At 69.6% G+C, this 20,502-nt stretch carries 14 protein-coding genes and 2 pseudogenes; 6 read left to right on the forward strand and 10 right to left on the reverse strand.

Annotation, left to right across the window (positions count from 1 at the left end; genetic code table 11):
- Positions 1-102: 102 nt before the first annotated feature.
- Both ACIBK8_RS00090 and ACIBK8_RS00095 read left to right on the forward strand, forming a co-directional pair.
- Positions 103-1,185 (forward strand): ATP-binding cassette domain-containing protein, encoded by a 1,083-nt coding sequence (locus tag ACIBK8_RS00090; RefSeq protein WP_399039227.1) that lies wholly within the window; start codon positions 103-105, stop codon positions 1,183-1,185.
- A complete protein-coding gene (locus ACIBK8_RS00095; RefSeq protein WP_399039228.1) occupies positions 1,182-2,051 on the forward strand; it encodes an ABC transporter permease in 870 nt (289 codons plus the stop codon). Before ACIBK8_RS00090 ends, ACIBK8_RS00095 begins: the two co-directional genes overlap by 4 nt.
- A 94-nt stretch (positions 2,052-2,145) precedes the next feature.
- Here the strand turns inward: ACIBK8_RS00095 and greA are convergent, their stop codons facing one another.
- Together greA and ACIBK8_RS00105 are read right to left on the reverse strand one after the other, a co-directional pair.
- On the reverse strand, positions 2,146-2,643 hold the full coding sequence (gene greA, locus ACIBK8_RS00100; protein ID WP_393682974.1) for a transcription elongation factor GreA: 498 nt from the start codon (positions 2,641-2,643) through the stop codon (positions 2,146-2,148).
- Between the two features lie 235 nt (positions 2,644-2,878).
- Complete coding sequence (locus ACIBK8_RS00105) at positions 2,879-3,289, reverse strand: DUF4307 domain-containing protein (protein ID WP_399039229.1); 411 nt, start codon at positions 3,287-3,289, stop codon at positions 2,879-2,881.
- 130 nt (positions 3,290-3,419) lie between these two features.
- On the opposite strand from ACIBK8_RS00105, the gene mca reads away from it, so the two are divergent.
- Together mca and ACIBK8_RS00115 are read left to right on the forward strand one after the other, a co-directional pair.
- The gene (gene mca / locus ACIBK8_RS00110; RefSeq protein WP_399039231.1) at positions 3,420-4,292 is read left to right on the forward strand and encodes a mycothiol conjugate amidase Mca; all 873 of its coding nucleotides are present in this window, start codon (positions 3,420-3,422) and stop codon (positions 4,290-4,292) included.
- Between the two features lie 4 nt (positions 4,293-4,296).
- The gene (locus ACIBK8_RS00115) at positions 4,297-4,557 is read left to right on the forward strand and encodes a hypothetical protein (RefSeq protein WP_393682968.1); all 261 of its coding nucleotides are present in this window, start codon (positions 4,297-4,299) and stop codon (positions 4,555-4,557) included.
- A gap of 48 nt (positions 4,558-4,605) precedes the next feature.
- On the opposite strand, the gene ACIBK8_RS00120 is transcribed toward ACIBK8_RS00115, so the two are convergent.
- Positions 4,606-7,875: a tetratricopeptide repeat protein gene (locus ACIBK8_RS00120; protein WP_399039232.1), complete on the reverse strand. Its 3,270-nt coding sequence runs from the start codon at positions 7,873-7,875 to the stop codon at positions 4,606-4,608.
- A 233-nt stretch (positions 7,876-8,108) separates the two neighbouring features.
- Between ACIBK8_RS00120 and ACIBK8_RS00125 the strand changes: the two are divergent.
- Positions 8,109-8,267: pseudogene (locus ACIBK8_RS00125) on the forward strand (DUF255 domain-containing protein); the annotation flags it as partial.
- 619 nt (positions 8,268-8,886) lie between these two features.
- Here ACIBK8_RS00125 and ACIBK8_RS00130 read toward each other — a convergent pair.
- The 6 genes from ACIBK8_RS00130 to ACIBK8_RS00155 all read right to left on the reverse strand — a co-directional run bounded on the left by ACIBK8_RS00130 (position 8,887) and on the right by ACIBK8_RS00155 (position 15,081).
- Positions 8,887-9,636, reverse strand: a complete 750-nt coding sequence (locus ACIBK8_RS00130) for a type I-E CRISPR-associated protein Cas6/Cse3/CasE (RefSeq protein ID WP_399039233.1) — start codon at positions 9,634-9,636, stop codon at positions 8,887-8,889.
- Complete coding sequence (gene cas5e / locus ACIBK8_RS00135; protein ID WP_399039234.1) at positions 9,633-10,529, reverse strand: type I-E CRISPR-associated protein Cas5/CasD; 897 nt, start codon at positions 10,527-10,529, stop codon at positions 9,633-9,635. Before cas5e ends, ACIBK8_RS00130 begins: the two co-directional genes overlap by 4 nt.
- Positions 10,526-11,881: a type I-E CRISPR-associated protein Cas7/Cse4/CasC gene (locus ACIBK8_RS00140; protein WP_399039235.1), complete on the reverse strand. Its 1,356-nt coding sequence runs from the start codon at positions 11,879-11,881 to the stop codon at positions 10,526-10,528. The genes cas5e and ACIBK8_RS00140 overlap by 4 nt, the downstream gene beginning before the upstream one ends.
- A 55-nt stretch (positions 11,882-11,936) precedes the next feature.
- Positions 11,937-12,497, reverse strand: a complete 561-nt coding sequence (gene casB, locus ACIBK8_RS00145; RefSeq protein ID WP_399039236.1) for a type I-E CRISPR-associated protein Cse2/CasB — start codon at positions 12,495-12,497, stop codon at positions 11,937-11,939.
- Positions 12,490-14,097: a type I-E CRISPR-associated protein Cse1/CasA gene (locus ACIBK8_RS00150; protein WP_399039237.1), complete on the reverse strand. Its 1,608-nt coding sequence runs from the start codon at positions 14,095-14,097 to the stop codon at positions 12,490-12,492. Before ACIBK8_RS00150 ends, casB begins: the two co-directional genes overlap by 8 nt.
- Before the next feature lie 807 nt (positions 14,098-14,904).
- On the reverse strand, positions 14,905-15,081 hold the full coding sequence (locus ACIBK8_RS00155) for a hypothetical protein (RefSeq protein ID WP_399039238.1): 177 nt from the start codon (positions 15,079-15,081) through the stop codon (positions 14,905-14,907).
- Positions 15,082-15,305: 224 nt separating this feature from the next.
- On the opposite strand from ACIBK8_RS00155, the gene ACIBK8_RS00160 reads away from it, so the two are divergent.
- Positions 15,306-19,388, forward strand: a complete 4,083-nt coding sequence (locus ACIBK8_RS00160; RefSeq protein WP_399039239.1) for a hypothetical protein — start codon at positions 15,306-15,308, stop codon at positions 19,386-19,388.
- A gap of 744 nt (positions 19,389-20,132) precedes the next feature.
- On the opposite strand, the pseudogene ACIBK8_RS00165 reads toward ACIBK8_RS00160, so the two are convergent.
- Positions 20,133-20,451 (reverse strand): annotated as a pseudogene (locus ACIBK8_RS00165) (Uma2 family endonuclease); the annotation flags it as partial.
- Positions 20,452-20,502: the final 51 nt, after the last annotated feature.

The following is a 20,502-nucleotide window of genomic DNA, read 5'->3' on the forward strand; positions in this document are numbered from 1 at the left end:
GGTGTTGCGGCGGCCCGTTGCGGAGCTGCGTCCGCAGAGCGGGCGCGAGCCGCCAACCGTAGGATTCGACCTGGAACTCACCCAAGCCATGGGGGTACCCGCATGCCAGGCGCCATATATGCCGAAGGGCTGGTCAAGACCTTCGGCGACGTGAGGGCACTGGACGGCGTCGATCTCGACGTCCCCGAAGGGAGCGTCCTCGGCCTGCTCGGGCCGAACGGCGCGGGCAAGACCACTGCCGTACGCGTACTGACCACCCTGCTCAGCCCCGACAGCGGCAGCGCGACGGTCGCCGGGATCGATGTGCTGCGCCACCCCGACCGGGTGCGCAGGTCCATCGGCCTGTCCGGCCAATTCGCCGCCGTTGACGAGTACTTGACGGGCCGCGAGAACCTCGTGATGGTCGGCCAGCTCTACCAGATGAGCTCGCGGGACGCGAAGCGGCGGGCCGTCGAACTGCTGGAGCGCTTCCACCTCGCCGACGCCGCGGACCGCACCGCCAAGACCTACTCCGGTGGCATGCGCCGCCGCCTAGACCTCGCAGCCGCGCTGGTCGTCAGCCCGCCCGTGATGTTCATGGACGAGCCGACCACCGGCCTCGACCCCCGCAACCGCCAGCAACTGTGGGACGTCATCCAGGAGTTGGTCGCGGGCGGCACGACGCTGCTGCTCACCACCCAGTACCTGGAGGAGGCCGACCGGCTGGCGCACGACATCTGCGTGATCGACCACGGCAGGGTCATCGCCCGCGGCACGTCCGACCAGCTCAAGGCCCGCACCGGCGGCGAACGCGTCGAAGTGGTGGTGCACACCCCCGGCCAGATCCGGATCGCCGACGAGGTGCTGCGGCGCTTCGGCACGGGCGAGGGCACGATCGAGACGCACACCCGCAAACTGACGGTCCCGGTGACCGGCGGCGCCAAACTCCTCGCCGAGGTCATCCGCGAACTGGACACCCGCGACGTCGAGATCGACGACATCGGGCTGCGCAGGCCGACCCTGGACGACGTGTTCATCTCGCTCACCGGGCATGCCGCGGAGACCGACGCGGAGGGGAGCGCCGGGGGTGGGGACGCCACGGACGGCGGCCCCGGCGGCGGGCGGAAGGACGCCAAGCGGCGGAAGAGAACGCCGAAGGACGGGGCGGACGCCACCCCTGAGCCCACGAAGGAGGCCGTGAAATGAGCGCGGTGACCGAAGCGGCTCCGGTCCGGACCCCGCAGCCCCGCGGCGGCATCGGCCGCTCCGTACGCGACTCCCTCGTGGTGGCCAAACGCAACTTGATTCGCATGTTGCGGATACCCGAGGTGGTTATTTTCGGCTTGATCCAGCCGATCATGTTCGTGGTGCTCTTCACGTACGTCTTCGGCGGCTCGATCAACATCCCGGGCGCCGCACCGGGCAACGCCCAGGCGTACCGCGAGTTCCTGATGGCCGGCATCTTCGCGCAGACCGTCACCTTCGCCACGGCGGGCGCCGGCACCGGCATCGCCGACGACATGCACAAGGGCCTGATCGACCGGTTCCGCTCGCTGCCGATGTCCCGTGGCGCGGTGCTCACCGGCCGCACCCTCGCCGACCTGGTGCAGACCGCGCTGACGCTGGTCGTGCTGGCCGTCGTCGCGCTGATCATCGGCTGGCGCGTCCACGAGAACCTCGGCAAGGTGCTCGTCGGATTCGCCCTGCTGCTCCTGCTCGGCTACGCCTTCTCCTGGATAGGCGCGCTGATCGGCCTCACCGTGCGGACGCCGGAGGCGGCCACCTCGGGCGGGCTGATCTGGCTCTTCCCGCTGACGTTCATCTCCAACGCCTTCGTGCCGGTCAACGGCATGCCGACGTTCCTCCAGTACATCGCCGAATGGAACCCCTTCAGCGCCACGGTCCAGGCGGCCAGGGACCTCTTCGGCAACAGCATCGCCGGGCGCCCGGTATCGGTGACCGGGGCCTGGCCGATGGAGCACCCGGTATGGGCGTCGCTCCTCTGGTCCGTGGTGATCATCGCCCTCTTCCGGACCCTGGCGGTCCGCAAGTACCGGTCGGCGACGGCCTGATACGCCCCGGCCCCGGACGGGCGGGTACGGACGCACGACAGCGGCCCGGAGCGTGCTGCTCCGGGCCGCTGTCAGGCGCTGCGAGGGGCGAGGCTCAGCCCGAGTAGGGGGTGGCGTCGAGGATCCGTACGCTCGCCTTCTTGCCGTTGGGAAGCTCGTACTCCGCGTCGGCGCCGACCTTCTTGCCGTTCACGCCCTCACCCAGCGGCGACTGCGGGGAGTAGGTCTCGATGTCCGAGCTCGCGTACTCCCGCGAGGCCAGCAGGAACTGGAGGGTGTCGTCCGGGTCTCCGTCGAACGCGATGGTGACGACCATGCCGGGAGCGACGACGCCGGTGGCGGCGGGGGCCTCGCCGACCTTCGCGGTCTGCAGCAGCTGGGTGAGCTGGCGCACGCGAAGCTCCTGCTTGCCCTGCTCCTCCTTGGCCGCGTGGTACCCGGCGTTCTCCTTCAGGTCACCTTCCTCGCGGGCCGCCGCGATCTTTTCGGTGATCTCGGTGCGTGCGGGACCAGACAGGTACTCCAGCTCGGCCTTGAGCTGGTCGTACGCCTCCTGGGTCAGCCAGGTGACGCTTTCGCTGGTCTGGGTCACGGGTGCTCCTCGTCGGTACGTACTGGGGAATACATCAAACGCCCTACCAGGAAGGATTGCGCCTTCACGGGTGGGCGAAACCACGAGCCTAACAATTCCGGCACAAAACGGGGAAGGGGAAATCGGCAAGGAACGCGCGGGAAAGCGTCACCGCTGGTCAGGGCCGGTCAGCCAGTGATCCGCAGTGAGCGGTGCCCTCCTGCGGCCGGGAAAACGGGGCGCCGCGGGGCCGGAGTCAGTTGCCGCCGGAGGCCGTACAGCCGACCAGGACGGCATTGGTGGCACGGGCCGTCGTCCGCACCGTGACCTCGGTGTCCACCTGGCTGCCGCGCTGGTCGACGGTGACGTCCTTGCGGCCCACCTCGGCGCCGTCCTCGGACTGCGACCGCAGTGTGCACACGCCCTTCGCGTCCGCGTCCTTGACGACTTCCAGATGCACCTTGACCGCGCTGTCGGACACCGCGTCCCAGGTGATCACCCGGCCGCTGAGGTCCTGCCCCGCGATGTACGAGGCACCGCACCAGACGATCACGCCGAGCAGTACGGCACCGAAGACCGCACCGATGATCTTGAGCTTGCGGTCGGAGCGCTGGTCCGCGGTCCGGCCGTAGCGTCCGTCAGGGAGCCCGTCGCGCACCGCGGTCATCTTCTGTCCTCCTGCTACGGGGGGCCGGGAACACCGGCCTCGTGGGCTTCCTCGCCCAGGGAATACATGGCCCCCTCGCTTCGGTCACTATAGGAGGCATCTTCTCCAGCCTTTCACTGAGGATCGAGTCTTGACTGAGCAGCTGCGATTGATGGCGGTCCACGCCCACCCCGACGACGAGTCGAGCAAGGGTGCGGCCACCATGGCCAAGTACGTGTCCGAGGGGGTGGACGTGCTGGTCGCCACCTGCACAGGCGGTGAGCGAGGTTCCATCCTCAACCCCAAACTCCAGGGCGATCCGTACATCGAGGAGCACATCCACGAGGTGCGCAAGAAGGAGATGGACGAGGCCCGGGAGATCCTGGGCGTCAAGCAGGAGTGGCTCGGCTTCGTCGACTCCGGTCTGCCCGAGGGCGACCCGCTGCCGCCGCTGCCCGACGGCTGCTTCGCCCTCCAGGACGTCGAAGCGGCGGCCGAGCCGCTGGTGAAGCTGATCCGGGAGTTCAAGCCGCAGGTCATCACGACCTACGACGAGAACGGCGGCTACCCGCACCCCGACCACATCATGACCCACAAGATCACGATGGTGGCCTTCGAAGCGGCGGGCGACCCGGACAGGTACCCGGAGGCCGGCGAGCCCTGGCAGCCCCAGAAGCTCTACTACAACCAGGGCTTCAACCGCCCGCGCACCGTGGCGCTGCACGAATCGCTGCTCGCGCGCGGCATGGAGTCGCCGTACGGCGAGTGGCTGGAGCGCTGGAAGCAGTTCGAGCAGCGCGAGCGCACCCTGACCACCTACGTTCCGTGCGCCGACTTCTTCGAGATCCGCGACAAGGCGCTGATCGCGCACGCCACCCAGATCGACCCCGACGGCGGGTGGTTCCGGGTGCCGATGGACATCCAGCAGGAGGTCTGGCCGACGGAGGAATACGAGCTCGCCAAGTCGCTCGTCGACACATCCCTCCCCGAGGACGACCTCTTCGCAGGCATCCGCAACAATTGACCCCATGATGAGCGCGACAAGCACCCTCGCCCTGACGCACTTCGTCACCCTTGCCGACAGTTTCGACAAGGACAAAGTGACCCCCGGCGTCCTCGGCTTCATCGTCTTCGCGGTCATCGGCGGCGCCGTGTGGCTGCTGATGAAGTCCATGAACCGGCACATGAAGAAGGTGGACTTCGAGGAGTCGTCCAAGGACGGCGAGGCGGGCAGCACCGCACCCGCCGCTCCGAAGGCGGCGCAGACGGCGAAGCCGAAGACCAGCTGATCCGGCGGTCCGGACCGGCGGCGGAGCGCCGACGGCCCGGACGCGGCATCACTGCTCGGCGACAGGCGGCGCGACGGTCACTCCCATGACCTCGCGCGCATGGCGGTTCGGCACGAGCCCGAGCCGCCATGCCCGCCACCCCGTTTCCGGCTCCACCCCGCGCTCCAGCAGCAGCCCGAACGCCTCCGCGCAGTCCGCCAGCTTCGGATCGCGGGCGCCGTGCCCGTCCCGTACGAGCTGCGCCAACTCCTCCCGCGCCACCGCCGTACCGATCACCGAACCACCGGGCGACGCGAACGGCAGCAGCGTGCACCGCAGAAAACGCGCCCAGTCCGCGCCGCGCAGGTCGCCGTAGCCGTCGAATATCCGCGCCGCCTCGTCGGCCAGCTCCAGCGCCTGCACGCTCCGGCCGTTGCCCGCGTCGATGATCACCAACTCCAGGCAGGACCACGCCTCGCCGTGCGGCACCCCGATCCGCTGGAAGTCCTTCCTGGCGTCCTGCAACAACTGCCGGGCGAAGCCGCTGTTGCGCAGCGAGCCGGTCTGCTGCGCCCGCAGCTCACGCGTCACCCGGCCCGCGTGATGCCGCGCACACGCCAGGCCGTAGCCGTCCTGCATGCGGCTGAACATGTTCCGTGAACGCTCCAGCTGCCGCAGTGCCGCGTCGTGCTCGCCGGACTCCTCCAGGCCCTGGCCGAGGTAGTACATCGTCCACGCCTCACCGCGTACGTCCTCGTTGCCGCGGTGCAGTGGCAGCGCCTGACGCAGCTGGTCGATGCCGGGGCCGGTGTCGCCGTCCGCCAGCCTGGCCCGCGCCAACTGCGTTATCGCCCATGCCTCACCACGCTCGTCGTGCGTGCGGCCGTACAGGTCCAGCGCGGACTGCAGTGACACCTCGGCGTGCGCCACATCACCCAGCCGCAGATGGACCTGGCCCAGCTGGAAGTGCGCCCACGCCTGGCCGTGCACGCTCTCGCTCTCCTCGTGCAGCTCCAGGGACTCCCGCAGCAGGTCAAGGGCCGCCGCCGGCCGCGCGCGGTCCCGCTCCACCGCGGCCAGCGCGTGCAACGTCCACGCCCGGTCGCCGTGCAGGTCCGGGGTCGCCTGCAGGTCCAGGGCCTCCCGCAGCTTCGCCGCCGCATCGGTGAGGTTGCCCTGCTGCTGGAGGGTGATGCCCAGATCGCGCAGCGCACGGGCGGCGCCCGCCGGATGCTGCGCCTGGAAGTACAGATCGACCACCGACGACAGGGTCGTACGCGCCTTGTCCAGCTCGCCGAGCTGCCGGGCGGCGACGCCGGTACGCCACTGGACCGACCGCACCAGCAGGCCCTGGCCGACCGCCCGGGTCAGCTCGCTCAGCTCGCCGAGCCGGTAGAGGTCGCCGCGCAGCAGGCAGTAGTCGGCCAGCGCGCCCAGGAGGTGGGAGACGGTCGCCTGATCGACGCCTTGATCGGCGTGCCGCAGCGCCGCGGTGATGAAGCTGGTCTCGTCGTCGAGCCACTGGAGGGCCGCGTCCAGCGACGTGAAGCCGTGCGAACCGAAGCGGTCGGCGCGGGTCGACGTACGGCCGTCGACGAGCCGGATCACCGAGTCGGCCAGCTCGGCATAGGCGCGGATCAGCCGCTCCTGGGCCGCGCTGCGCTCGCCGGACTCCTCCTCGTCCATCAGCCTGGCGTGCGCGAAGCGGTGCACCAGACCGTGCAGCCGGTAGCGCGCTCCGCGCACGTGCTCGACGAGGCCCGCAGCTGCCAGCGTCGCCAACTGCCGTTCCGCCTCCGGGTTCTCGACCCCCAGCAGCGCCGCCGCAGCCGCCGCCCCCAGGCTCGCCCGGCCCACCAGGGCCAGCCGCCGCAACAGCCGCCTGGCCGGGGCCTGCTGGTCGGAGTAGCGCAGCCACAGGGCCCGCTCCACCGGGGGCAGCGCGCCGTATTCGGCGAGATCGGTGGCCAGCCCCGCGGGAGTGCGCCTGCCAAGAGACGAACCGGCGGCCCGCAGCGCCAGGGGCAGCCCGCCGCACAGCACGGAGATCTCGTCGATCGCCCGCGCGTCGTAGGGCCCGCCCGCCGCCGCGCCACCGGTCCGCCCTGCCGACGCACGCAGCAACTCCTCGGTGCCCGCGGCCTCCAGCGCCCCGACGGGCAGGTGGTGCACCCACGCCCGCAGGTCGGACGGCAGCGGGAGCGGCTCGCGTGAGGTGATCAGCACCAGGCTGTCGGAACGGTCGGGCACCAGGGGCCGCACCTGCTCAGGGTCCGACACGTCGTCCAGCAGCACCGCCACCGGCAGTCCCGTCAGATGCTGGTGGTACAGCTCGGTCAGCCGCTTGAGCTGCTGGTCCGGCGAGGCCCTTTCCCGGAACAGCAGTTGCTCGCGCGGCGCGCCCAGGCGGTTGAGCAGATGCAGCAGCGCGTCCCGGGTGGGCAGCGGTGTCTCGCCAGGGGTGTCGCCGTGCACGTCCACCACACAGGCGCCGCGGAACTGGTCGCGCAGCTGATGCGCGGCCCGCACGGCGAGCGCCGTCCGGCCCGAACCCGCCTCGCCGTGCAGCACCACCACCGTCGGCTTGGTCTCCGTGCTCGCGCGGGCCGCCTGCACCCACTGCGTGATCTGCGTCAGTTCGGCCCGGCGGCCGGCGAAGATGCCGTCCTCCCGAGGCAGTTGGGAGAAGGACTGTTCCAGGACGGACCGCTGCCGCGCCGCCGCGCTCCGGTTGGTGCGACGCAGCTGCGGCACCAGGGACGTCTTCGCCGCGGCGGGCCCGGCCCCGGCCGTGGCGGCCGTCGGCATCCGCTGCCGGTCCAGGAACGGCCGGATGCCGCGGACCTCCAGCGCCGTCAGCCACTGGAGCCGCAACTGCTCCGGGCCACCCGGCCGGCCCCGCACCCCCGCCCGGCGGTACGCGGCCGGCCAGTGCCCGGCCGTCAGCTTCACCACCGTGCTCACCGCGCCGGCCACCACCACCGCGGCCCCGGCCCCGAAGGCGGCGCCCACGCCCGTGCCGTACGCGACGTCCGCGCCGAAGGCGGCCAGCGCCGCCACCGCCGTCACCACCGCGGGGGTGCCCAGCTCCTTGCGGGACAGCCGCGCCGCCAGGGGACGCCGCCCGGCAGCCGCGTCGTCCAGGGCGCCGACGTAGGCGGCGTACTCCTCGGACGCGGCGCCCGCCATCTCGTCCCAAGCGGCTCTCGCCCTCCCCAGCAGCGCGCCCCCGTCGAGTTGGCCGCCGGAGCGGCGCACCTCTTCCTCGACGGTCCGCGCCAGCAGTTCGTCCGCCTGCGCCCGGTGGCCTTCGCGCCACTCAGCCAGTGAGCCCGGCATGCCCATCCCCCTCCAGCAGTTCCCGCACGTGCGGTTCTCGGTTCGTTCGGTCCTCGCGTCGATCGGTCGTTGCGTTGCGGCCCCGGCCGGTCCTGCCGCTGCGGGCGGGCCGGCCGGTGATCGCGTCGTCCGCACAGTCTTCCGCTTCCGCAAGAATTCCGGCAGGGCTGTGGATAACTCCCCGCAACCGCCCGCTCCGCGTTCCGGGCACCCGGTTGGGAGAGGATGGGCACATGCCGAACCGCCTGGCCCATGAGACGTCCCCGTACCTGCTCCAGCACGCCGACAACCCGGTCGATTGGTGGCCGTGGTCCGCCGAAGCGTTCGACGAGGCACGGCGGCGCGATGTGCCGGTGCTGCTCAGCGTCGGATACAGCTCGTGTGACTGCTGTCAGTAGGTGAACGCAACCAGGTAGTCCTGACCTGGAGCGTTAACAAGGAGTGCTGTTCTGACTATAAAAGGAGACCGGATAGGCGGAGAGATAAACGCTTGGGTCGCCGACCAGCTAGCGGCCTCTCCCGAACGGGCTCCCGAACACTACGTCCAGATCTGCTCGTACCTGGAGAGCTCTCCCGCCGGCGCCGAGCGCTAGAGGAGGCGTCCGCGAGACGGGCAGATATTTCGCGGGAGGAGTGGTACCGCGTGGGTGTGGTCGATGGACTTCATGCGGGCGGTACCAATCTGGCTGGGGCGGGGGCGGCTTTCGCCATCCGCGAGGTAGTTGACCAGTGGAGCGACTGTCACTCCGGCCAGTGCGTCCCTGCGGCTGTTGAGGAGCGTTCCCAGCGGACGGGCGTCGGTGCGAGCTGCGGGTACCGGACCGCCGACCCGCCGGGCCAGCTCCGTCCAGCGCAGCCGCCGCCCACGGTGGTGAGGTCGATGGCCGCGACGACCTGTGTGGTTCCCGCGCATATGCGAGGGGGCGGTCCCGAGGTCCGCACGATGCCCCGCATCCGTTGGTGCTCGGCTGCCACGTCCAGAAGTCTGCCCCCGGTCAGCGGTTGAGTGGTTCAGCGTACGAGGATCAGCCCGCAGCTGTACGCACGCGCGTGGCCGATGCCCTGGGTGAGGGCCGCGACGAATGCTTTGGGGTCGGTGACCGTGAGGGTGCCCTTGATTTCTGCGCGGGCGATGCGCAGGCTCTTGTGCGGTGCTGGGCTGGAGACGCGCGGGAGCATGCGCACGGCGATCCGGTCGGTGTCGGCGTCCGCTCCGATGCGAGTGACACCGTCCGGGGCGATCGCGGGTTCACCGGGCGGTTGGAGGCGGCGCGCGAACCACCCCTTCACGTGTTCAGGGCGTGTGTGGGGGACGCGGGTACCTCGGGTCTTCGGCGGAGAGCCTGGTGGAGGCGGAATGCTGTGGACCGGATTGATGACTGTGCGGAAGGCGACCTGGTCGCCGACGCGGAAGGTGCGGTCGACGGTGAGGGGCTCCGGCTTTTCGGCCAGGGCCGCACGGGGGATGCCGCTCCAGTCAGCGGGGAGTGACGACTGGACCACCAGGTTGAGCCGTGCCTGACGGAGGTCGATGGTCCAGGTTGACAGGATGCCCATCTGGGCACGCGGGTCCGGGCTGCCGTCGTCCAGCCAGCCAGGGAAGCCGCTCATGACGGTCCGGTGCATGTCCTGTGCGTCGATGAGTGATTTACCGGCGAACGGATGCCGGGCATCCAGGGTCAGCAGGGTCTGCGCGGCGACGAACCTGGCGGTCCCACCCGCACCTGACGGCGCATTCGACTCGGCGGCGGTCGTGTTCACAGGATGATGTCCCATCCACGGGCGTGTGCGGCGATGGTGATGCGACGGCGGGTCTCCCAGCGGAGGCCGTGGGTGCCCCCGTCCGCCCCGAAGTGCACAGGCTGGTCGGACAGGGGGCCGACACCGGGGAGCGGTCGCGGGCTCTCGATCCAGGCCCATGGGCGTACGCGCGTCACGGCAGCCGGCGGCTCACCTTCGTAGCCGACGGCGTCGGGAAGCAGGGCGTGTGTCTCGAACGCTTCCCGGAGGGAGCCCGGAACGATGCCGACGGCGAGGTCCCCCGATGGCGGACAGGCCTTGCGGCCGAGCCAGAGCAGACGCTTCGGGTGTTCCAGAGCGTGGGCGATACGTTCCAGGAGGGCTGTGTCCGGGTGTTCCAGACCGACGAGAAAGGCGGCGTCGGCGAGGTACCAGCGCTCTGTGATCAGGCTATGGCGGCGAACCTCTCCGGAGACGAGGGTTCCTGACGTCGGGTCGGCGGTGACGTACTTTGGCGAGCCGTACCAGGCTTCCAGCTCCCCGCGGCCGAACGGACCGGGCTCCGAGGCGTCCAACGATGGGACCGACAACGGGTCCGTCGTCACTTTGGCAGCTCGCTGGTGGTCGGTGATGAGGTCACGCGGGCGCAGCGGATACGTTCCACCGCCGACCGTGTGGTAGTCGCGAAGCGGGGTGCCGGGCCGGTCGGCCCGCACCCCGAAGAGCACCTCGGCGAGTTCCCCGAGGGGTTCTTCCCGCGGCAGCCCAAGAGCGGCGGCGCACAGGCCGATCACGCCCGACTTCGTGGGACGGCTGTGAGTGTCGCGACGGGCGAACCTGCCGGTGATACCCCAGGACTGCAGAGGTCCGGCCAGCCGGACGAGCAGGACGCGCGAGTTGTTCGCGCCGCTCACGGGGTGAGGTCCTCGGCTCGCTCCACCACGGACAGCGACTCCGGCAGTCCCAGCTCGCCCAGGAGCAGGTCGATCTCGGGGTCGTACGTGAGCACCCGTGCGGTACGTAGATCGTCGCGACGGCGGCTGACGAAGGCGTGGTGGCGCAGCAGCCTGCGTACGGCGGCGGGGCCCGCCGGTCCTTCCCTGCCGGTCGACAAGGGCCCCTCATCTACCGGCTTCTGGAAGGCGGACGCGTAGTTGTAGGGGCGTTCCCCTTCGAAGGCGAGGACGAGCGCCGGGAGTGATCCGGTGGACGCGGTGGAGTTCTTCTTCGCTTCCGGAAATGCCTCCACGAAGGAGTTCACGAACTCCTTCTCGGCCTCGGACGCGGCCTGTTCGGCCTCGGCTTCGTCCATTCCAGCCACCCGTAGATTGGTGCGTAGCTGTGTGCGGTCGAGAACCGCGTGCCGGTAGAAGGTGCCGGAGATCAGTGACTGGTATCCGGTCATGCCTGCGCCCGCGTCGTCCGCGGCGTCGAGAAAGTCGAGAGCGTTGCGTTTGCGATCGAGCTTCGCGTCATCGGCTGCTGCGTAGAAGTCCTCGATTTGCTCCGACTCGTGCACGGTGAAGGCGTGCCCCGTCTGGACGGCGCCGTCGACGTTCGGCGAGTCGGGAATCTCGGCGAGGAAACGACCGTAAAGAGCGATGTCCACGGCGTCGCGAGGAGCGAGGGCCAGCAGAACGGCATCGCGTGTGGCCTTGGGCAGCGGGGGAAGGGCGACGGCCGCGGCGGCTTCCGTCGTGGCCTCTTCCTCCGCCTCCGGTGGTGTCGCGGCCTTCTTCTTGGCTCCGCGACGCGCCTTCTTCGTCGCCTCGGCCTGAGCCTGAGCTTTGAGATACGTGTCGCGCCACTCCTCGACCTCCGCCGCCCGACCGGCGATGTGGCGCGCGATCCTTGCCCCGGCGTCGGACGGCGCGAAGATGAGCACCTTGGTCAGATTGGCCACGGTCTTCTTCTTCGGGTCGCCGAATTTGAGACCACTTCCCTCCATCACCGCCCGGGCCGTGACCAGAGCCCTGTCCCTGCCCCAGCCATGAGCGGACTCAAGTTCACGTCCGGCCAGGAGCGCCCACTCCCGGGTGCGGACGCCCATGCTCCGTCCCCTGAGCGCCCCACGGCCGGCGTTGGCCCGGTTACGGACGTGGACCCGCTCGGCACGCCTGCGGGCCTGGCTCGTGATCATGTGGCGCTCCACGCCGCCGAATACCAGGGTTTTCGGCTGCGCGTTCTCGTCGCGTACCGGAAGGACCGCAGCCAGGGTCTCGATGAGATGTAAGGAGAGGAACTGGCTCCGAGGTGATTCGGTCACGAGGTGGTGTCCTTCCGCGTCGTCGGTCGAATCGTTGGTGGAGGCGTCAATCGCGTCATCGGTTCGTTCGGTGCTTCCCTGCCGCCCCCGGCGGGGTGTGGAACTCGACCGACCACTGGTAAGCGACGCGCGCCTGGCGGTCGTTCCACTTGATGAGGTCCTCGGTCAGGCCGATCCAGGACGGTGGCGGCTGTTCGCAGGACCGGAGCCGAGTGACCGCGTGCTGGAGGTGGCGCCAGGGGATGCGCCGACTGGCGACGACACGGTCCAGGAGCCGCTGGGCACCGGGATTGTCCGGCCCGCGCCCGGTCCCGTCCCCGATCCTGCGGGCCGCGGCGCCGAGGCTGCCATGGCCATACAAGGGTGTGGGGCGCCCCTGATGGTAGATCGCGAACAGGAATGCCATCTGCTCGAAAAGGTCGCGGTGGTCGTCGCCCCCGTACCAGCCCGCGCGGATGTGCGCGTTGGTACGGACCCGGGCCCGGCGGAGCTCGGCGAGAGTCCCGTACTCGCGGTTGCGGACGAGAGCGGTGAGCCAGGCGGTGAGCGCCGTGCTGTCGTGCGGGAACCGGGGCTGCTCCATCCCCATCCCGGCCGGCGGACTCTGCTCAGTCAAGTGCGGTCTCCCCTCGGAGTTCGGCCGGGGCCTGCTCACCGGACATGGCCGCCTCGAAGAGCTGCACGCCCCGGGCCCGCGCACGGTGATTGAGGTCGCTGGGCGGCAGGGCGTCCAGGCGCTGGAGCAACTGGGTGCGAGCCGTGTTCATCAACTCCAGTGCGTAGGCGACCAATGGTGCGGACACCGGGTCGTCGTCATCCTCAAACCCCCGGTCGATCACCTCGTCCAGCAATTCGTGGAAGGGGTGCTCGGCCGAGGGCCAGAAGGCATACCGGGCGTCGAGCCGCGCCACCTGACCGGCCTCGTCCGCGGCTCGCATGGCCGGGAACGCGGTCTCTGCGGCGACGATCGCCGCGTACTTCAGGGTCCGCGCTATGTGTTCGGCGATGTCCGAGCCCCGGCTGGACGCCCGGTAGAGGTGCGCGGCCATGCCCGGGGCGTAGGGGTAGGCGCCGTGTGTCCAGATGACGGGAAGCGTCTTGTTGGTCAGTAGCCCGACAGCCCAGAGCTGGTACGGGGCGCCCGGCCTCGTTCGCTTGTACGGGAGCAGGGACCGCAGTCGCGCGTACGTCCCGGTCCGGTCGTCCTTGACGGCGCTGTAGAGGGCGTGGGCCTGTTGCCAGAGGGCCCTGCTGGGGGAGGGCCACAGCGGCTTCGATATGCCGTTCGTCGTCTTGCTGTATACGGCATCCTGAAGATGACGCGTCGGGTCCAGATCCAGTACCTCGCCGGCTCCGATCAGGACCCGGTCGACCATGACCTGCCCGTGCGGCCCGCGCGCCGGACGCAGCAGCACGGAACGCCCCAGGGAGCTGTGCAGGTCCGCGGAGCTTCGCGGCGCCCGGGGCTTCGCCTTCTCCTCGAACGTGCGCCGCTCGAAGCCGGCCGTGGTCCAGGAGGTGTTGAGCGGCTCCCCCGGCCCGTCGGGCGGATAGAGGTTCAGGCGCAGAGTCTCGCCGAGCGTCTCCCCCAGGGCGACGACCCGGATCCGTCCCGTCAGCCGACCCGCTGTGAGATTGGTGACCTTGGCACCGAGCCGTCGTCCGGACATACGGGCCCGCCCGTAAGGGCCGTAGACGTGCTGCGTGAGAGTGGCGCGGAACGCGTCCGCCGCCGGGAGCGGATTATCGAGTTCGAGATGATGGTGGTCGAAGTGCTGGTTGTAGTCACCGGCGTGTTCGAGGACCAGCTGGGCTGTTCCGGTGCCGCTCTCGCGAAGGTCCGCCGCCAGTTCGGAGTTCTGTGCCAAGGGCTCTGTGGGGTGGAACAGGTCCCAGGAGTCTGCCGGTTGATCCGCCAGCCATTTGGCGGCTGGCGCGAGGTTCCTTCGGTCGAGGATCCAGGCGCGCCATTCCTCGTCAGAGGACGGACAGGTGCTGGAGGCGAAGCAGATGGCCAGTAGGTACTCGATGACGGCGACGGTCTCGCCCGGTGAGGCGCAGTCGAGGGCGGCCAGGTCATCGGCTTGGGCGAAGAGTCCACACAGGGAGTGGTGTGCGGTCGCACCGACGGTGGTGACGGTGGGGATACAGGGTTTGAAGCGAGGATCCCAGCTGGGTCGCTGCCCGGCAGGATTCAGCGGTCGAGCCTCGTGCAATTCGTGTCACCACCTTCTGGATCAACAGCCAGGAAACTAGCAGGCGGGGGTGGCAGCAAGGACGTGTTCTCCGTTTCTCGCCGTGCTCCGAGCGCTCCGCGGAAGTAGGAGTGCGGGACGCCCCCGCCCACGCGGGGAAAAGCCCAACCAGAGCCCTTCAGGCTCCCGACGGGCCATTCCCGCTGCCAGCGGGAATGCGCTTTCTTGGCCTCGACGCTCCCCGTTCGCGCAGGCATCTGAACTAGCCGACCGGATAACAGCGGGCCAGGGTTTAAACTGAGGGGTTGCCGATGTCTCGGCAACCCCGGCAGCACCCCACCGGTAGACCGGCGAGGTGTGAGTGGTTCCCGTCCCGTGCGCTCGGAACGGGAACCACCCACTGCTGGGGCAGGCCGTTCTCGACGCCGTCCTTGCGTCGAGAACGGCCGTCTACCAGAGGTAATCGACCGCCTTGGCCACCACTGCAGCTACCACCATGAGGATCAGATCCTCTCCGTGGCGCCCCAGCCATCCACGTGCTGCTTTGCCCATGTCGCTCCTTCCGTGTCGAGACCTCCCACTCCGTGGGTGCAGAGCGGCAGGCGCCGGCACGGCTTGGGCAGGTAGCAGCACAGGCGAAGTTGTACACCAAGTCCCTTGCTGAGCAGGCAACTTCAAGCCACGCCGAGGCCCATGATGAATTTTCTGCGCGATAAGAGCACTTCAAGCACCCGAGTTCCGGCAAAAGATTATGCAGTCGATTCGCTTGAGCAGGGCTCGCTGGAAGCGAGGGTGCGGCCGGCTCGCACGGTATTGGATGCATACCCCTCAACGCGACCGCCGGCGTACGAGGATGCTGAGCGTCGTCCGCGCGTCCTTGCGTCGCTCCGGTGTGGAGGCGAGGACGGAGACGAGAGCCACGACGAACAGGACGCCCCTGTAGAGAAGGCCGACGCATCCGCTCAAAGCCGCGGTGTAATAGAGCAGTTGGGGGAGCTGGGACACGGGACATCCTTTTGTCGGGATCCGGGTTCGGCTGCTGTGGTGATGGCTTCAGACTCGCGACGGTGTTGGGCGACGGACAGTTGTGCTGACTACCGCGCCACGATTTCCGCAGGTAGGACCTACTGAACTCATACGAGGACGGCCGAGTTTTCGGGTAGTGAGCAAGCAACGGGAGTGGGGCGATGGCGGCTTCGTCGAGGCGCGCGCGTGACAGGCTGCGCGACATGCTGAAGGGGGCGTGGGAAGCCGCAGGGCGGATGCGCCCCGAAGAAGTGGTTGAGGAGTTGGAGATCGCTTCCTCGACGCTGAGGGACTGGGTTGGGGGAAGGACGGTCCCCTCGCCGACGCGAGCGCGTGACTTCTGGTCCGTAGTAGGGAAGTTGCAGCACGCTTCCGGTTCCTCGACGTACTCGGACGTCGAGTGGGAAGCCGCCCTGCGTGCGGCTCAGGGCGAAGCAAGGAACGCGCAGGAACGGCAGATCCTCGCGAACCGGCGGCGTGCGAACCCGGGCCTCCGCTTCGTCCGGCTGCATCGTTCGGCCCCCGACACCTCTGCGGTCGAGGTCCGGGGGCGAACGGACGAGCGTACGGAGATGAACTCGTTCGTCCGGGATTCCCGCGCTGAGGCGCCGTCGTATCTGTGCTGGCACGCCGACGCTCCCGTGGGCAAGACCGCGCTGCTCGCCGACTACGTCTGTCGGCAACCCCCGGCCGACACCGACATCTTGACCTTCTTCGTCTCCGCGGCCCACAGCACGGACACGCGCGCCGGGTTCGAGGAGGAAATCGTCGACCAGATCGACGAATTCCTCGGCAGGTCCGGGAGCCCCGCCCCGAGCACCGCCCGGGAGTGGAAGGCTCTCTTCGCCGAAGCCGCCGCGAAGAGCGCACGCCACGGACGGAAGCTCCTGCTCGTGGTCGATGGACTTGATGACGACGTGGCCTGGTCGGGCCTCGCAGTCGAGAGCGGGACGCCGGAGTCTGGGGCTGAGGCCTTCCCCGGGACCGGGTCAGAGGCCAAGTCCGGAGCCGATGCCACCAAGTCCAAGGGATCGGCCGGAACCGGACAGAGGCCCGTGCGCGGAAGCATCGCCGCTCTCCTGCCCTCCCGTCCGCCACCCGGCATGCGCGTCATTGTCTCCCTCCGGCGCTGCGTCCGCCTCCCCGCCGACGTTCCCCCAGTACGGCACCCACTGCGTCAGAGCCGATACCTGCGGACCCTCGTACCTGTCGCAGGGGTACCGCTGATCCGACAGCCACCGCCGGACACCACCGCGCTGGGCGAATCGGTCGCGGGATTGCTGGCCGTGGCGGGCGGCGGCCTGCGTACGACGGACTTGGCGGAGCTGACCGGGATCCCCGCAGAGCACCTCGACCGCTTGGCGCAGGTACCGGCGGGGCGCGCCCTCGTGACCGACGATCCGGTGTCCCGGACGTATGCCCTGGCCGACCTCCGTCTCGTCCGCGCGGTTCGCGAGGACTTGGGGGAGGCAGGGGTCCTGCGGCACACCCATGAACTGCTGGCCTGGTCACGGAGATGGCGCGCGGCCGGCTGGCCGGACGGTACGCCCCCATACCCCTTGGCGCATCAGCTCCGTCTGCTGACCGACACCGCCGAACGCACCGCGTACGTCCTCGATATGCTCCGGCTGCGTCGACTCGCCCGCACGGCCGGGCCGGACGCCGCGTTCGCTCAACTGGAAGCCTTCGAGGCGGAGATCAGCGGAGCGGCGGACGCCACGTCCGTCGGTGGCGGTCTGGCGACTCTCGTACCGCTCTGCGCCGCGCGGTTTCTGCTGCGCCAGGACACATGCGAAGTACCTGACGGGGCTGCCTCCCTCTTCGTCAGGCTGGGGGACGCGGAGCGCGCACGCGGTCTTGCCCGCTCCGCACCCACGGCCGTCGCCAGGGCCGTACACCTGGCGGACGTGGCAGTGGAAATGGTGTACGCGGGGCAGTCCTACACGGGACGGGCCGACCTGGACGCCGTCGCCGTCGTACGGGAGGCAGTCGAGTGGCTGGCCCGTGACCGCGCCCACCAGGGCTTTCCCGGCACCTTCCGAGACCCCGAGTCGCACGCACGGCTCCTCGGCGCCGCCCGCACGCTCGCGGCGCTGAACGCTCCTCACGGAGCCCGACTGCTGCTCCGCGCGGTGCTCCAGGACCCGACGGCCGGGACGGAAGTGCTCATCGAGGCGGCAGGGATGCTGGATTTGGCGCAAGATCTGGATGCTGTAGCGGTGTTGCACGACCGGGCGGAGACGCTCAGTGCGGGTGGCATGCGTGCCCGGACCGCGGCGGTAGATCTCTGGGGTGCGTTGGCGCGGGCCGCGCCTTTCCTCGGCCCGTACGCCGGTGATCGTATCGAGGCCTTCTGCGAGGAACTCGGCGACGCGGATGGGCTGGGAGCGGTCGACGTCCTGGCCACCGCAGCATCGGCGCTCATCGATCTCCCCGCCAAGCGGCCTCGCCCGGCCGCCGAACTGATGCGGAAGGCCCTGGTCCGGATGCGCAAGGCGATTGAGGCGCTGAGGGATCCCGTTTCCCTTTCCGATTCCTTGTCCGAAGACGATAGGGCCCACCTCCGCCGCGAACTGGCCGGGACGCTGGAGCGCCTTACCAAGGCGGTGGCCGACGCGGGCGTCATGAGGGACGGCCTCGACGGCATCAGACGCCTTATGGAGCCCCTGCCGGAAGAACTGCGCATCGGGGTGCTCGGGGATCCCCTGTTGGAACGGGCGCAGCGGGTCCTCGAAGCAGCCAAGGACGACAGGGCACGACGGGACAGCGAAGCGGCGGCTGCTGCCGACGAGAAGAGGAGGGCGGAGCGCAGGGCTAAGGACGCCGAGCGCAAGGTCAGGAAAGAGGAGCGCGTGGCTTGGGAAGAGGAGCGCGACTCTCCTAGGTCGACGCGCACAGGGCGCATAAAGGCACAGGCAGTACAAGCGGTGCAGACGACACAGGCGGAGCCCGAAGGTGCGCGGAGGCCGCCCCCGGCCAGGAACAAACCCATGCCCCGGCGCTCGGACACGCACCGGAGGTCGGTCGGCCTGCCTCCCCCCGGCGACGGCCCGCACCCCGATCACTCTCACTTCCCCCTACTCCTGGAGGCGGATGACCAGTTGGGTGCAGGTAACCTCCTGCGCAGCCGAGAACTGCTGGAGACGGCCCTGCGGGACTGTCCTGCCGCACAGTCCTCGATGCCCGCGAACAACCCACCCCTCCCGAGAGACTGGACGGCAGACCTCTGCCAGGCCATGGGCGCGGCAGGCGAGTCGGACGAGGCCGAAGCGCTCGCGCAGAACATGCCCGACACATGTGACCGCGCGCGGCACCTGGCGGCCCTCTCCCTCGGCTGCTCCCTCGCTGGCAACGACGACTTGGGCACCTGCTACGCCCAAGCGGCGGCACGCCTGGTGCCCGACGGCGCCGCCCCCGAGCTGGCGAACGTCGTGGCCCAGGCACTCGCCCACACCGGGGACGAGCCCGCAGCTTCAGCGATGGCAACGGGAGGTAACGCTGCGCAGAGGCGGCAGGCGCTGACGGCTGTCGCCGCCGGGCTCGTACGACACTGTCCCGAGGGAGCGGCACGCGTCGCAGGACCTCTGGTGGAGAGCCTGGCACAGCGGATCGAGGCCGGGAGGCAAGGCAGCCCACGGACCCCTCTCCCCGAACTGGCGGCGCTACTTCTCGCCTTCCCGGACGTCCGGCACCCCGCCCCGCGACTGAGCGACGCACTCCACCGTGCCGCGCTGTGCGTGGCCGCCCCCTCCATGCTGTGGCCGACAGAGTCGATGCCCGTCCTCACCCTGCTGGCACGGCTCGGCTGCCTTCCAGACGAAGACACCTACGTCGTCGCAAGCTCGACCGACAGATGGCGACGCCCCCTCCAGCCGGGACAGGAGCCTTCCGCGGAACTGGCCTTGCTGGCCGCGGTGGATGGCGATACCGCCGCTGTGTGGCGCCACGCTGACGAGGCCAGGACGCCGGACGTCCGATCGACGACGCTCCGCACCGCCGCTGCACACCTGGCGGGCACCCAGGTGGCTTTGGCCACGGACAGCCTTGCCGACGATCGGGTGATCCGGACCTGCCTGGCACTCGCCCGGACGTCCGGCGATGGCAGTCCCCCTGCCGAGGCGACGGCTCGACACATCGCGCTGAGGCTATTGAGATCCGACGCGTGGACTTACACGATCCCTCTGCTCCCACCACTTGCTCCTGGGGCGCTGGGGCGCCTGGGCGCAATTGCGGCGGACATGAGCCGGCACACGGAAGGAGCCGCTGACGGAGGCGCATCATCTTGAGGGTGAGGCCCTCATGGTCGGTGAGGTACCGGGCGGGGCGTGGATGTGGAAGGTGAGGCCCTTGCTCATTGTTGGTGTCGTACGTGAGCGGGAGTGGAATGGGACTCGCTCGTTCCAGTCGCCGCCCAGCTCATGGCTCGACGCGGATAAGGAACCAGGTCAGCACCTGTGGCCCTCGCGCCTGCGGGGGTGACCCCGAGCTGCGCACGTAGGTTCTCTCCGCTGCTGAGTGGTCCCCAAGGTGAGCCGCGTACGACTGGTGTTTATGAGGAATCTGTACGCGCCGCGGGCGCCAGTGCCCCGTGGCGCAACGTGCTCCGTGACTCCAGTTCGTGGACACGGTGCGCCGGTGTCTTCACACGCATTGCCGTCCCGCGAACCTTCCGCCCCGTGGGGCTCAGTCCGCGGAACGTTGCTGCGGTGGTGGAACGAGACGCTCTTGGAGCGAATGCGGCAAACGGCCGACACATCGGTCTCGACAGAGCCGGATTCCCGCTCGGTGGTGTGGCAGTCCCAGGTGGAGAGGGGCCCCTGGTATCTACGGATGACCTGCACGGACGCCACCACAGATGCCGCCGGTGTCGACCAGATGCTTCTGGCCACACACCGAGCCGCGCCGGCTGGCCTACCCCTTCCGGGGCCCCACCATTGTCTCCTTCACATCCGCATCGGACTTCCCATCCGGCCCCTCGCCCCAGGTGCCGACACGCCACAGTCCTGGGCACGGCCGGCTCCGGGACGGCCACCGCGCGACACGACCTCGACGGTGAGGAGTGCATGTTCGGGGCGGGGGCGTGAGACCGATGGTCTCCGCCCGGTAGACGACGACATCCGGATGACGGCTGGCGAGCGGAACGTCTTGCAGACGGACGTCGAAGTCCGTGTCGACATGCCAGTCCGGGCCTGCGGCGGCGTCCAGGGCGTTGGCCGGGATTCGGGCCAGCCGGTTGTGACGCTTGGAGGTGCTCGGGCTCGCGACGACCGCCCCGTCCACGACCTCAATGCCGGCGCACTGCCCCTCGGACCAGCTTCCGTACTGCTCCGCGCTGATCTGTGTATGCATCGCCGCCCCTTCACTGCCACCCCAGGCGGTCACCGCATCCCTCTCGCCCGA

Origin of the sequence: Streptomyces sp. NPDC050161, assembly GCF_044460025.1 — a bacterium.
GTDB lineage: Bacteria > Actinomycetota > Actinomycetes > Streptomycetales > Streptomycetaceae > Streptomyces.